Source organism: Streptomyces sp. PH10-H1, assembly GCF_030063355.1.
GTDB lineage: Bacteria > Actinomycetota > Actinomycetes > Streptomycetales > Streptomycetaceae > Actinacidiphila.
This window is the reverse complement of sequence record NZ_JASISZ010000075.1, coordinates 24,855-38,031: the sequence shown is the minus strand read 5'-3', so window position 1 is coordinate 38,031 and position 13,177 is coordinate 24,855. Positions and strand designations below refer to the sequence as shown.

The following is a 13,177-nucleotide window of genomic DNA, read 5'->3' as shown; positions in this document are numbered from 1 at the left end:
CACCAGGGCTGACCTTGCGACCACTCCAGTCCGGGGACCTCATCGCTGTAGCGCTGGATGTTGTTCCAGTTGCCGTTCGAACGCCCTTCATGGACGCCGACCTGCCCGGCCGCGGTCAGTATGACGGTGTCGGCCACCTGGCCGTCCTGAAGCGGTAATGATGGTTCCGGCATGGCGAATTCCCCCTGTTGCTCGATGACTTGCGGATCCGGGTCCGGGACCTGTCGAAGGCGCGAATGACAAGACCCTGCGGGGGGCGCCCACCGCGCCGCCTTCCCGATTCACGATGGCATCGGATGACACACAGGCGGAAGCGACGTTCCGCTCAGCGGACCGCACCCGGACGGCATCGAATTGAGCCTCCAGGCCAGCGCGGTGCAGGGACCGGTCGAGATACAGCCGGAAGGGGTAGCCGCACTCTTGGCGTGTGTCCGAGGCGAGTACGGTTCAGACGGTCGTCCCGGTCATGATCGCCCGGGGCCGCACGTCATCGGCAGCGCCGTATGGGTGTTCGCACCGGAGATCCCGACCGGGATCGGCAGGCCGGTTCCGATCGGCGAGCAGATGGTGACGAAACCGGCGTTGCGCATGACGCCTTCTGGTGAGGCCAGCTTTGAGAGCGGTCTTCACAGAGGTGATGTTCCCTGTCGCTGCTTTGAGTTCCTTGCGCGGGAGCACTGGCCGATCACAGCATCCGCGACGACGGCGTCATCATGTCCGCGACCGCTCAGGGCCGGGTCGGTTTCATCGACGCCGCCGACATCGCCGCGGTCGCGGTCCACGCCCTCACCGACGCCGTCGAGCGCATCACGGACACCCGGCCCGCGGTTTCCGCGAGAGTGAACAGAGGTGAGGAGGTAGTCCGATGGCTTTGCGTCATGCCGTGCTGGCGGCGCTTCTCGACGAGGAGCTGAGCGGGTACCAGTTGGCCAAGGCGTTCGACATGGGTGTCGCGAACTTCTGGCACGCGCTGCCGCAGCAGCTGTACGCCGAGCTGGCCAAGCTGGAGCAGGAGGGGTTGATCGCGGGCCGGGAGGTGGTCCGGACACCCGGCCCAACAAGCGCCTGTTCCGGGTCACCGGCGCCAGGCTGGCCGAGCTGGAACAATTCACGGCAACCGCCACCAAGCCCTCCTTCATCCGCGACGACCTGCTCGTCAAGGTCCAGGCCGCCGACCACGTCGACACCGCGGCACTGATCGCGCAACTCACCGAGCGGGCCGTCTTCGCCGAGGCGAAGATCGGACTGTTCGACGCACTGCTGCGGAAGATGCGAGGCGAACGCGGCGAGGAGGAGTTCCTGCGCCACGGCGAACGGATCGGCCCCTACCTGACCTGCCTGCGAGGCCTGGAGTTCGAGCGGTCCAACCGGGACTGGTACGAGCGCGCCGTGGCAATCCTGCGGGAGAGGCGGGCGGCCCATGCCCGGCGATAACCGCCTGCGCTTCCTCGTCGCCCTGGGCGACAGCCAGACCGAAGGCGTCGGCGACGGCGACGACACCACGGGCCTGCGGGGGTGGGCGGACCGGCTCGCCGAGCAGCTCGCGCTGCACCACCCCGGTATCCAGTACGCCAACCTGGCCGTACGCGGCCGCCTCGCCGGGCAGGTTCACGAGGAACAGCTCGCACCCGCCCTCTCGCTGCGCCCCGACCTGGCCACTGTCGTCGCCGGGGTCAACGACCTGCTGCGGCCCCGATTCGACGCCGATGAGGTCGCCGGCCACCTGGAGGCGATGTTCGCAGCGCTCACCGCCCAAGGCGCCAGCGTCGCGACCCTCACTTTCCCCGACGTCGCCCGGATCACCCCGCTCGCCCGCCCCATCAGCTCCCGCGTCACCGCACTCAACCACCGCATCCGGCAGGCGGCACACCGGCACGGCGTAGCCGTCGCCGAGACCTCCCACCACCCCGTGGTCACCGACCCCCGCTTGTGGAGCCCGGACCGGCTTCACGCCAGCCCGCTCGGCCACGAACGGATCGCCGCCGCCGTCGCCCAGGCCCTCGACCTGCCCGGCAGCGACGACTCCTGGACCCACCCGCTGCCCGGTCCGCTAGCGGCCACCCCCGCCGGATGGCGCACGGCAGCAGGCGAACTACGATGGGCCGCCGCCTTCCTCAATCCCTGGCTCGGCCGACGCCTGCGCGGCCGCTCCTCCGGCGACGGCCACACAGCCAGACGCCTGAACCTCCTCCCCGTACCCACTGCTCCCGCAAGTGACGGGACGAAGGAGATCAGCACGCGCCCCGGAGACACTCCCCAGCTTTCATGAACGACCCTATTTCCCGGAGCAAGATCAACAAGAGGCGCGAGGGACCGCCCGGACGCTGGTGAGTGGGTGGCCGGAGCATGACGGTCCCTCAAGAGCCCTCGCCGCGGGACGGCGACGACGTCGCGTGCCACCCCTGCCCCCGCTGCAAGGCCGAGCCCGGCTCGCCGTGCCGTGCGCTGGACACTCCCGAACGATGCCGAGGGCGGCACCGCCGGACGCCGAGGGCGGCACCGCCGGAAGAACCGGTGGATCGGTTTGTGGATGAGCGCGCTATGCCGTTGCGCGAGCACACCCGCAGCGGGTGCGGAGGCGGTGTATTCGCGTCAGGCTGGGGAGCGGATCGTGCTGCCCGCGTCTGTGGAAAGGCCTGACATGCCGTTCATCTATCGCAAGGACCTCGGACTGCTCGCCCTGCGCCTGGGGACCGCGGGTGTGCTCTTCGCACACGGTTCGCAGAAGCTGTTCGGCTGGTTCGGCGGCGGCGGCGTCGATGGCACGGCCCAGGCCATGGAGCACATGGGCTTCACCCCGGGGCGGCAGAGCGCGATCGCGGCCGGGCTCGGGGAGGCCGGCGGTGGCGCGCTGCTCGCGCTGGGACTGGCCACCCCGGTGGCGGGCGCCGCCGCGGCGGGGGCCATGGCAGGGGCCGTTTCGGTGCACGCGCCCGCGGGGTTCTTCGCCCAGGGGGGCGGCTTCGAGTACCCGGCCTTCCTCGGCTTCGTCGCGGCCGGTCTCGGGCTCGCCGGGCCGGGACGGTACTCGCTCGACCACATCACGAGGCACAAGCTGGACCGCCCGGCCGCGGTGCTGCTGGCGTTCACGGTCAGCGCGGCCGCGGCGACCACCGTCGTCAGCCGCCGCAGAGCGGCTCCTGCGGCTGCGACTGCGACTGACGACCACTCGGACGGTGGTACGTGAAGCCACCGCGGTCGGCGTAGAGGCGGTCCTGTGCGGAGAGCGCCCGCCTGGGCACCGACCTCGGCTGTTCCGACCGGCGCCACCTCGGCCTGGAACTGGTGAGTGACCAGGGGATTAACCTGTCGTTGTCATCGGCATGACCAACTCTCGGAATCTTCTCGCTGCTGCGGCGCTCGCTGTCAGCGCCGTTGCATTGGCTGCCCCGGCGGCCGATGCTTCCACCGCCACCGAGGGCATTCGCCCCGGCGCCGCCAACCAACTCAACCAGCTCGACCAGCTCAACCAGGTCGGCAAGATCGGCCAGGCGAGCCAGGGCCTCGCCCCGGTGCTTGGCCTGCTGTCACCCGTGTTCGGGGTACTCCCGATGTAGGGGAAGCTGTGCCGAACGCCCGGTGCGCGGCGAGTGCGCGGACCGGGCTCTGCGCGGATGGGCGGGCTAGGTGCAAAGGTGCTGGTCTTCCGGCGCCGTCCAAGCGTCGGCGGCGACGTTCCTCGCCTCGGACGCCGGCTGCCATCACGGTTTCTGACGGGACGTGGCCATCGGCATCAGCAGGCTCGCCCCGCCCACCCGTGGCGGGTGAACCGGGAAGGGCGGTATGCGTACAGGTCCCAGCCTGTGCCCGGTTCGCCGATGGCGGTGTCCTCATCTCCATAGATCCGGAACCAATCACTGCGGGACACCGCCCGGCCCATCGGTTCGCGGCCTACAGTGCGGCCATGAGCGTTCAGCCGCGCAACGGATTCTTCATCGATCTGCTCTTCTCGGTGGGCGTGGGCGCGTTCAGCTTCGTCCTCAGTGTCGCCATCCGCAGCGGTCTGTATGACGACGCGATGGTGAACGACTATTCCGTCACCAGTTTTCTCTTCGGAACCGTCACGGCTCTCGTAATCCGCCGGATGACGCCGGACGCAGCGAAGGACCCCGGGCAGCCGGACGAACCCGACCGGCCGGACACCTCCCCCTCCAGTTGAGGAGCCCCCGGCCTTGCCCATCACCAGCGCGGCGCGGCTAACGCCCACGCCAGGGCCGGCCAGCAGGCGACCGAAGGCTCCTGACGGCACCGACAGCGTGGCTTGTTTCGGGTAGTGGTCCCCGCATACCTAGGCGAGCAGGGCGGCGAAGCGCCGCGCGAACAGGTACGCGTCGCCGGGCCAGCGAGCGGACACGTATGTGCCGTCCACCACCACGAATGCGGGTGTGTCGTCGTCGGCGGTTCCGCGCCGCCGCAGCTCGGTCGGACCCCGCTCGAACTGTGCGGGGTCATTGAGGGCGGCTGTGACCTCGTCCTGGACATACGCGGGATAGGTGCGGTAGTAGCTGCCACGCCGCCAGGCGGTGAGGTAATAGGCGCTGCGTTCCATGTACTTGGGCAGACACGTGGTACGTCGGTCGGCGATGACGCTGCGGCCGGTGACCGGGTCCAGAGTGCGGGCGAGTACGAGGACCCCGTGGCAGATGGCGCCGACGGGTCGGCCCGATCCCCAGAATTGGGCGATCTTTTCCCGCAGCACTGGGGAGCCAAGGTATTGGCGCATTCCGGGGGCGTGGCCGCCAGGCAGTACCAGGCCGTCATAGTGTGCCGGTTCCAGGTCGCTCCACGCGACTGGGCGGCGGTAGGCGGCCTCCCGGGTGAGCTGCCGGTAGAACTCCAGAGGTTCGGGTTCTGCGCCGAGTTGCCCGAACAGGACACCGGTGAGCAGGAGCGGATCCGCCTGAGGTGGCCCGTCGCCGTGCTCGGTGGCGAACACCACGTCGTGGCCGGCGTCGCTCAGCAGCCGCCAGGGCACTGCGACTTCGGTGACGTCAAAATCGCGGTCGGGCAGCGGGACGAGGATACGCATGGACTCTGCATACCACGAAGAACTTCAGGTGTTTGAGACCGGCAGGACCGGGCTCTCCCACGACGAGATTGTCCGCGCCCTCGCGCACGTGTGGATGAAAGGCCTGGCAGCGTTGAAGGACGACACGAACGGGGGAAGGGAGTCAGGCGGCGGCCTGGCGGGGCCATGATCGATGGCTTCACCGGACGCACGAGGGAACGTTCATCACCGTGACCACAGCAACCTCCGCACAGCGCCATGGGCGCATCTGCGACGTCCACCTCCTCCTCGTCAGCGGCGACAGGGTGCTGCTGGGCCTGCGTCAGGGCGGATACGCGGCAGGACTCTGGCAGGTCCCAGCGGACACCTGGAACCGCTGGAACCCACGGACGAAGGCACTGCCCGCGAGGGCCTGGAGGAGATCGGCATCCGCGTCCACTGCGACGACCTGGAATTCGTCCACTTCATCGACCACCGCGCACCCGGGGAGGAGCCACGCCTCGGCGTCTTCTACCGCGCCGTGTCCTGGCAGGGGGAGCCGTACAACGCCGAGCCCGCCAAGTGCGGCGGGATCGGCTGGTACGCGTTCGACGAGATCCCCCGGAACACGGTGCCCTACCACACTGCGGCCCTCGCACATATCGCCGCCGGCCGCGTGCGCTCCCGGTTCGGGTGGGAACCTACGCTCAAGAGCACTGAATGAGAAGCGGGGTCAACACGCCCCAGAGTGAACCCCGGTACTCGCCTCCGCTCTCCCGCGGTGGCGCGTCAGTCGCCGGGTGCGGCGCGGACCGCCCAGCGCTGTTCGACCTTGGCGATCCGCCAGTACGCGAGGGCGGCGGCCCACACCACGACGAAGAGTCCGACGATGATGTAGCCGACGCTGCCCAGGTCCAGCCCCGCGATCCAGCCCGTGAGCCGGTCGTTGAGGTCGAGTTTGTCGTGCAGGACGCTGACCAGCTCGATGGTGCCGATGAGGAAGGCGACCGCGATCGACAGGCCCGTGATGGCCAGGTTGTAGAACACCTTGCGCACCGGGTTGGAGAACGCCCATTGGTAGGCGAAGTTCATGAAGGTGCCGTCGAGCGTGTCGAACAGGCTCATCCCGGCGGCGAAGAGCAGCGGCAGGCACAGGATCGCGTACCAAGGCAGCCCGGCGGCGGCGCCGCTGCCCGCCATGACCATCAAGGTGACCTCGGTGGCGGTGTCGAAGCCGAGCCCGAAGAGGAAACCGAGAGGGAACATCTGTCCGGGGCGCGTGATGGACTTGGTGAAGCGGCCCAGGATGCGGTTCATGAAGCCGCGGGCGTCCAGGTGCGCCTCAAGCTCCGCCTCGTCGTACCGCCCGGCGCGCATCGCCTTGAACACCCGCAGAATGCCGATCAGGGCGATCAGATTGAGCGCGGCGATGACGTAGAGGAACGTCCCGGAGACGGTGACGCTGACCATGCCGAGGGCCTGATGGGTGCCGGACTTCTCGTCGACCAGCGTGCCGGCGAGCTGGGCGCCTCCGGCGACCAGCGCCGCCAGGACGACCACCACGCTGGAATGACCGAGGGCGAACCAGAAGCCCACCGAGACCGGGCGTTTGCCGTCGGCCATGAGCTTGCGGGTGGTGTTGTCGATGGCGGCTATGTGGTCGGCGTCGAACGCGTGCCGCATGCCGAGGGTGTACGCGGTGACGCCCAGCCCGATGCCGAACGCCTTCGAGTCGACCTCGTAATGGTCAGGAATCACGAGCAGGAACAGGATACCAAAGGCGACGACGTGGATGGCGGCGATCACCGCCAGCAGTCCGGCTGTACGGACGGTGTCCTCGCGCCGCCAGCGGAAAGCGGTAGGGGTGGGTCCGGTGGACAGGGTCATGCGGTCACGCTCCAGCACCTCGTGGATTGCCTCGTGAGATGCCGTGGCCGGTCTCCTGGCTGACGGGTTCGCTCGCGCTCGCCCCCGTCCCAGCCTTCCCAGCCGCGGTCAGCGGTCAGTGGCGCAAGCAGGACGAGAGCTCCCCGATCACAGTGGCGAGGGCCGCTCCGGTTTCCCACCGGTCTTCCCGAGCACCACGGCCCAACCACCCTAGAGTTCGCACGGCGATGCCTGCAAGGCTGCATATATGTGCAGGTGTTGGGTCACACGCGGGCGGCCTGCCAGGATGTCGCCCATGCATCTGGTCCCCGTGGAGCGCGCCGGTCATCCCACCATCGACGGACACCGGGTCTGCGATGCCATCACCGCCATCGGCGAGCCCGGTCGTGTCCGCGCCCTGGCCGACCGCTTCGCCCTGCTCGCCGACCCCGGACGGCTCGCCCTGCTTCTCGCCCTCCACGTGGCGGGCCCCATGGCGGTCACCGACCTCGCCGTCGCCACCGGTATGAAGGACCCCGCCGTGTCCCAGGCCCTACGCCTGCTGCGCGCCGCCGGAGTCGCCGTCGGCGACAGGGATGGCCGGATCGTGCGCTACCGCGTGGTCGACGACGAGATCAGCGCTCTGCTCGGCCACTATGCCGCCGGGGGCGCCGAGCGACAGGCGCGGTAACGCGCGGTCGGCGGCCAGTGACCGGGGCGCGTACGCGCTGCGTACGGGCGGAGGCCGAGAGGCCGGCGCGGTCAACCCCAGCACGATCTCCCGCTGGGAGAACGGTCTCGTACCGGTGTCGTATGTCGTCATTCGCCGCCACGAGCGATTGCTCGGCCTGACCGCGTACGGGCTGGTGACTGCCGTCGAGACCGTCGCCCGGTACCAAGGCGGAGTATCCGCCGACGTTTTCTCCAAGGGAGCGGACCCCGGATCGTGGCGGCCCGCCGGCCGCGGACACCGAGTCGGCCGGCTGATGGCACACCCGTACTGGGCCGAGGACGTCATCGCGACGTGTGCCGACGCAGCCGCCGACCCCTGTCACGCCGGGCTGATCGAGGACGTCTGCGCCCTGGACGGCAGCGGTCATCCGTCCGCTGTGCCAAGACCAGCCGGCTCCGCGGGGTGGTCGGCGGCACTTTGCCGCCGACCACCCGGGGCTCATGCCGTGAAACCGCCGTCCACCGCGATGGTGGCGCCGGTGATGTACCGGCCGGCGTCACCCGCGAGGTGGGCCACGGTCGCGGCGACGTCCGACGGCTGCCCGTAGTGGCCGAGCGCCGTGAAGCCCTTCTGCATGTCGGCACCCGGGCCGTCGGAGGGGTTCATATCTGTCTCAGTCGGCCCAGGGTGGATCAGGTTGACTCTGATACCCCTGGGGCCCAGCTCGCGGGCCAGTGACTTGGTCAGGCCGGTCAATGCGGTCTTGCTCGTCGTGTACAGGGAACCGCCGGGGAATGCGACCCGCTCGGCCATACAGCTGCCGATGTTGATGATCCGCCCACCCTCGGTCATATGCCGGACCGCCGCCTGGGATACGAGGAACGGCGCCCGCACATTGATGTTCAGCACGCGGTCGATGTCCTCCAGCGACATGTCCTCAATGGGGCCGAGCACGCCGATCCCCACGTTGTTGACCACAATGTCGAGCCGCCCGAACTCCGCAGCGGCCTGATCCACGGCGTCACGCACCGCTATCGGATCTGAGCTGTCAGCCCGGACAGCCCAGGCCCGGCGGCCCAGCGCCTTGACCCGATCGACCACATCCGCCGCGCGCTCGGCGCCGTCCCGGTAGGTCAGTGCGACATCGGCCCCCTCCTCGGCCAGCCTGAGCGCCACCGCCTCACCGATGCCCCGGCTGCCGCCAGTCACGAATGCCACCTTGCCGTCAAGTACCGCGGTCATGTTCGCTCATCTCTTTGTCGGGTTCATGGACACGTCGATAGTCCCGAGTCGCCGAGGAGAAGGCTGGCGGCAATTGGACGTGGCATCGGGGCGGTGAACAGTGGCAGGCCGTCGGAACGCGTGAGCGTTGCGCGCGCATCAGTCCGCGAACGTGTGTGGCCGGCGTCCGAGCAGCCGCTCCACGGTGTCGGTCCGGAATCCGACGGTGTCGGCGCGCATGAGCGTGAATCCCTTCGAGATGGCGTCGGCCAGCGCCTGGGGCGCCCCGTCGCCTCGGGGTACACCGCCTCTTAACTCACCGGATTGCTTCTCGTTGCCGGCGAGTGGCTTTCACCGCTGCCCCCTTGCCGCTCCGCCTACCTGGCGGAGGATTGTGGCCAGCGGGTTTCCTTTCCCCGACCTCCTACAAGATGTAGGAAGTATGCTGGCGGATGCCCCAAGGTGGCCGTAGCGAAAGCAACGGCGGGCTCTTATCCCCGGGCCCTCAGCGGGCGCACCGTAGGAAAAGGGAGGCGCGGCGATGAGCGTGCGGCAGGGCCCCGGCGGCCTCTCATGCGCGGCCGTGTTCGATGTCGCCCACCCTGGGGTCCGGCGGTGAGGGACGAGCCGCGCGGGCCACCCGGCACCCGACCGGCACGCCGGCTTCTCCTGGCCGCGCCCTCGCGCCGCCACGGCTGCACGGCCCGGCGGCCGTCAGCCCCGCCCGCCATACAACGGTCCGACCCAAGCCGGGACTGCCCCCGATGCCTCATCCGAACCCCCCGCCTGTGCCCTCAGCCCGCCGAACCTCCGCCCAGAACGCGCCCCAACCCGGCCCGGACGTGCGGAAAACACACCGCACGCCGCACAGCCAGCCACAGCCGCCGCCGTCCAGGCACGGGCCGTTATGGGGCAGTCCTACGCACAGCCATACGCACAGCCATGCGCGCAGTCGAGCCGGCTACTTGCGGCGTGGCGTCGCTGGTGGTCGGCTGCGCTCTGATCGGCGTTCTCATCGCGCCGCCGGTGATGGTCCACTCGCTCTCCACATGCCCCCGTGGCACGGATGGCGCTGCCTGTACGCTCGAGGTGCCCGGCGGACACAACGCGCGGACGTTTGGCCCCGCCCCATCCGCCGTGTTACGCGAACACCACATGGCGCTGGTGTGGGACAACTGGTTCGGCCCCACCAAGACCCTGGACGTCACGATGGCCTCAGGCCTCACTGCGACGCAGACTCCAGCAGGCCGCGCCGCATCACCGGACCTCGCCGTCCGGCCGCCGGAGATCACCACCCTGCGCGGTCACGACTGCCGGCTCGAAGCCCCGGACCAGCCAGCCCGTAACCATCGAAGCGGTCAACCCCCGACCTCCCAAGGTGACCACATGCCGATCGAACGCCGCAGCGTCCTGCGGAACTTGTCCCGGGCAGCCGCCGTCGGCGCGGCCGGCTCCTTCCTCAGCGCGTGCGGTGACAACGGGCACGCAACCCCGACGTCCCCTGCTTCTCCTTCCGCCGCGCCGAGCACGCCGCGCCGCGGGCCCACCTCTTCCGCGTCCCCGGCACCCCTCCCGGACCAGATCGTGCACGGTCCCACCGAGCGCCCGCTGGTAGCGCTCACCTTCCACGGCCAGGGCGACCCCGCCCTGGCCGATGCCGTCCTGGCCACGGCGGAACGCGCCGGAGCCCACCTGACCGTGCTCGCGGTCGGCAGCTGGCTCGACACCTATCCGGCCATGGCCCGCCGCATTGTGGACGCGGGTCATGACCTGGGCAACCATACCCAGCACCACGTGGACATCTCGGCGATGAATGCCGCCGCCGCATACGCAGAGATCCAGGCGTGCGCCCAACGCCTGCACCAGCTGACCGGATCCATCGGCAGCTGGTTCCGCCCCTCCCAATCCCGCCTGGCCACCCCGCTGGTACAGCAGCAGGCCCGCAAGGCGGGATACCAGCACTGTCTGTCCTACAGCCTGGACTCCCTCGACTACACCGACCCCGGCGCCGCCGCAGTACAACGCACCGTGCTTGCAGCCGTGCACGGCGGATCAGTGGTGAGCCTGCACATGGGCCACCCGGGCACGTTGGGCGCGCTGCCCGTCATCCTCACCGGCCTCAAGCAGCGCGGCCTGCGCGCGGTCACCGCAACGGAGATGCTCCGCTGATGCCGACCCATCCCGAGGTTCCCCCCGGCCGCCAAGGGGCCCCCACCCGAGCAAAACGCCACGCCGCACTGATACTGGCCGTGTGCGCGACCCTCGCCGCCACCGCCTGTTCCGCCTCAGGGTCGCCCCCGGCCTCCGTGACGGTCAGCCGCAGCGCCTCCGCCGCGCCCGGCACCAGCGCCCCCGTGGGCACCGTGCCGCCCGCGCCGTCCGAACTGCTGCCGGGGATGCCGCCTCCGCTGGACCCCCACGACCTCTACGCCGCCGACCGGCCGAACGCGCTGTCCGACGCGGTCAAGGGCTTCCCCTCACGTATCTATGTGCCCAACACCCTTTCGGACACCGTCAGCGTCATCGACCCCACGACCTACCGGGTGATCGGCACCTTCAAAGTGGGACATCAACCCCAGCACGTCGTCCCCTCATGGGATCTGAAGACCCTGTGGGTCAACAACGACCTCGGAAACAGCCTCACACCGATCGATCCCGCCACCAGCGCCGCCGGTCGCCCGGTCACAGTCCATGATCCCTACAACCTCTACTTCACCCCCGACGGCAGGCACGCGGTGGTGATGGCCTCCGCGGACCGGCAACTGGTCTTCCGCGACGCCCACACCATGAGCGTCGTCAAGGCCGTCCCAGCGGGCTGCGAAGGCGTCAACCACGCCGATTTCTCGCCCGACGGCCGGTACTTCATCGTCTCCTGCGAGTTCTCCGGCGACCTGATCAAGGTCGACACCGCCCGCATGGAGGTGATCGGGCGGCAGAAACTCCCCCTGCGCGGCGCCATGCCCCAGGACGTCAAGATCGCGCCCGATGGCCGCACCTGGTATGTCGCCGACATGATGGCGAACGGCGTATGGATCCTCAACGGCGACACCTTCAGCCGCCCGGTCCTGCTCACCACCGGCAAAGGCGCCCACGGCCTCTACGTCAGCCGTGACTCCCGCCGGCTCTACGTCTCCAACCGAGGCGAAGGCTCCGTGTCCGTCCTGGATTTCGCCACCGGGAAGCTGAGCGCCACCTGGCGTATCCCGCATGGGGGCAGCCCGGACATGGGCGGGGTCTCGGCGGACGGCAAAGTGCTGTGGCTGTCCGGCCGCTACAACTCTGAGGTCTACGCGATCGACACCGTCGACGGACATCTCCTTGCGCGCATTCCCGTCGGCCACGGACCGCATGGTCTGTGCGTGTACCCGCAGCCTGGCCGGTACTCCCTCGGCCATACCGGTGTCTTCCGGTGACTCGTGACACGCCCGTGGCGCAGGGCGCAGGGGTCAACGACGATGCGGTGCGCACGAGGCTGAGGAGGATGGGGAGGCCCGGCATTGGGGGGCCGGGCCTCCGGGCTGCTGTGTCGCGGCGCGCTCAGCTGTGGGAAACGGTGAGCGCGTAGAAGCCGACGCGAGCTCCCTTCGTGGTGCTGTTGGAGGAGGACTGGTTGTATGAGCCGGCCTTGAAGTACTGCTTGTAGCCGTTGAAGGACGACGGGATGGCGTAGTGCGTCGTGCTTCCGTTGACCGTCAGGTCGATCGTGTGGCCGCCCGAGACGCCGATCGTGTAGCTCCACGTCGTGCCGACCGACACATGGCCGACCGTGTGCGGTGTCTGACCGCCGAAGGGCGAGTTCTCCGTGCCGAGGACGATGTCGCCGTTCGAGTGGTAGTACAGCTCCAGCAGCGGCTTGGTGGATGAACCGCCCGTGCCGAGGTGGATCTGTCCCACGCAGACGTTCGATGTCACCGACACGACGCGCAGTGTCGCTTTCATCCGGTGGGTGCCGCTGAGCGACCAGTTCGCGGAGCTGCCGTCGTGGTTCATCTCGCGCAGTTCGGAGCGGGCGTAGTTGGAGTTCGGTGTGGTGACGCCCTTCTCCGGTGCCCAGAACGTCATCGCGCCGTCGGTGCCGGTGTAGAAGTACGAGTCCTGGAACCCGTTCGCCCCCTGGAGCCGGGAGGACGGGATCGTGGTCGGCGAGCCGGGGGAACCAACTGGCTCCTGGAGCTGCCACACCGACAGGTCGAAGTTGCCGCCGGGCGCGACTGACGGGTCTGCGAGGGTTCCGGCGCCGGAGTTTGCGCCGCCCTGGATACTGGGTGCGCCGGCTATGTCCGCGGCAGTGGAGTGGGTGATGCTCGGTGTGGCTTGCGCGGTGGAGGCATCGAAGGCCAGGCCGCCGGCGGCGGCGGTGGCGGCCAGGGAGGTGAGCAGCGTAAGCATGCGCATGGGGGGCCTTCCCGTTTGGCTCGGTGGTCTCGGTC

Annotated in this window: 12 protein-coding genes, 2 pseudogenes and 1 riboswitch; of the genes and pseudogenes, 10 read left to right on the top strand and 4 right to left on the bottom strand. The window is 69.3% G+C overall.

Annotated elements, in window-relative coordinates; genetic code table 11:
* Nucleotides 1–689: 689 nt before the first annotated feature.
* The 6 genes and pseudogenes from QMK24_RS42015 to QMK24_RS32785 all read left to right on the top strand — a co-directional run.
* A pseudogene (locus tag QMK24_RS42015) lies at nucleotides 690–815 on the top strand (ergot alkaloid biosynthesis protein); the annotation flags it as partial.
* 50 nt (nucleotides 816–865) lie between these two features.
* Nucleotides 866–1,434: pseudogene (locus tag QMK24_RS32805) on the top strand (PadR family transcriptional regulator).
* Nucleotides 1,421–2,269 carry an SGNH/GDSL hydrolase family protein gene (locus QMK24_RS32800; RefSeq protein WP_283470506.1) on the top strand — a complete coding sequence of 283 codons (849 nt, stop codon included), beginning with the start codon at nucleotides 1,421–1,423 and terminating at the stop codon, nucleotides 2,267–2,269. The pseudogene QMK24_RS32805 and the gene QMK24_RS32800 overlap by 14 nt, the downstream one beginning before the upstream one ends.
* Nucleotides 2,270–2,641: 372 nt before the next feature.
* On the top strand, nucleotides 2,642–3,187 hold the full coding sequence (locus QMK24_RS32795) for a DoxX family protein (protein WP_283470505.1): 546 nt from the start codon (nucleotides 2,642–2,644) through the stop codon (nucleotides 3,185–3,187).
* Nucleotides 3,188–3,323: 136 nt separating this feature from the next.
* Nucleotides 3,324–3,557 (top strand): hypothetical protein, encoded by a 234-nt coding sequence (locus QMK24_RS32790; protein ID WP_283470503.1) that lies wholly within the window; start codon nucleotides 3,324–3,326, stop codon nucleotides 3,555–3,557.
* Nucleotides 3,558–3,904: 347 nt separating this feature from the next.
* Nucleotides 3,905–4,159 (top strand): hypothetical protein, encoded by a 255-nt coding sequence (locus QMK24_RS32785; protein WP_283470502.1) that lies wholly within the window; start codon nucleotides 3,905–3,907, stop codon nucleotides 4,157–4,159.
* 129 nt (nucleotides 4,160–4,288) lie between these two features.
* Here QMK24_RS32785 and QMK24_RS32780 read toward each other — a convergent pair whose 3' ends face one another.
* On the bottom strand, nucleotides 4,289–5,029 hold the full coding sequence (locus tag QMK24_RS32780; protein ID WP_283470501.1) for a type 1 glutamine amidotransferase domain-containing protein: 741 nt from the start codon (nucleotides 5,027–5,029) through the stop codon (nucleotides 4,289–4,291).
* Between the two features lie 172 nt (nucleotides 5,030–5,201).
* On the opposite strand from QMK24_RS32780, the gene QMK24_RS32775 reads away from it, so the two are divergent.
* Nucleotides 5,202–5,711 carry an NUDIX domain-containing protein gene (locus tag QMK24_RS32775; protein WP_283470500.1) on the top strand — a complete coding sequence of 170 codons (510 nt, stop codon included), beginning with the start codon at nucleotides 5,202–5,204 and terminating at the stop codon, nucleotides 5,709–5,711.
* Nucleotides 5,712–5,776: 65 nt separating this feature from the next.
* Here the strand turns inward: QMK24_RS32775 and nicT are convergent, their stop codons facing one another.
* On the bottom strand, nucleotides 5,777–6,874 hold the full coding sequence (nicT, locus tag QMK24_RS32770; RefSeq protein ID WP_283470499.1) for a Nickel transporter NicT: 1,098 nt from the start codon (nucleotides 6,872–6,874) through the stop codon (nucleotides 5,777–5,779).
* 28 nt (nucleotides 6,875–6,902) lie between these two features.
* Nucleotides 6,903–7,088, bottom strand: a riboswitch (cobalamin riboswitch).
* An 81-nt stretch (nucleotides 7,089–7,169) separates the two neighbouring features.
* Between nicT and QMK24_RS32765 the strand changes: the two genes are divergently transcribed.
* Complete coding sequence (locus QMK24_RS32765; protein WP_283470498.1) at nucleotides 7,170–7,544, top strand: ArsR/SmtB family transcription factor; 375 nt, start codon at nucleotides 7,170–7,172, stop codon at nucleotides 7,542–7,544.
* A gap of 480 nt (nucleotides 7,545–8,024) precedes the next feature.
* Here the strand turns inward: QMK24_RS32765 and QMK24_RS32760 are convergent, their stop codons facing one another.
* Nucleotides 8,025–8,768 (bottom strand): SDR family NAD(P)-dependent oxidoreductase, encoded by a 744-nt coding sequence (locus QMK24_RS32760; RefSeq protein ID WP_283470497.1) that lies wholly within the window; start codon nucleotides 8,766–8,768, stop codon nucleotides 8,025–8,027.
* A gap of 1,365 nt (nucleotides 8,769–10,133) precedes the next feature.
* On the opposite strand from QMK24_RS32760, the gene QMK24_RS32755 reads away from it, so the two are divergent.
* A complete protein-coding gene (locus QMK24_RS32755) occupies nucleotides 10,134–10,916 on the top strand; it encodes a polysaccharide deacetylase family protein (RefSeq protein WP_283470496.1) in 783 nt (260 codons plus the stop codon).
* Nucleotides 10,916–12,160 (top strand): YncE family protein, encoded by a 1,245-nt coding sequence (locus tag QMK24_RS32750; RefSeq protein ID WP_283470495.1) that lies wholly within the window; start codon nucleotides 10,916–10,918, stop codon nucleotides 12,158–12,160. The genes QMK24_RS32755 and QMK24_RS32750 overlap by 1 nt, the downstream gene beginning before the upstream one ends.
* 124 nt (nucleotides 12,161–12,284) lie before the next feature.
* Here the strand turns inward: QMK24_RS32750 and QMK24_RS32745 are convergent, their stop codons facing one another.
* Nucleotides 12,285–13,142 carry a polysaccharide lyase family 7 protein gene (locus tag QMK24_RS32745; RefSeq protein WP_283470494.1) on the bottom strand — a complete coding sequence of 286 codons (858 nt, stop codon included), beginning with the start codon at nucleotides 13,140–13,142 and terminating at the stop codon, nucleotides 12,285–12,287.
* Nucleotides 13,143–13,177 lie beyond the last annotated feature (35 nt).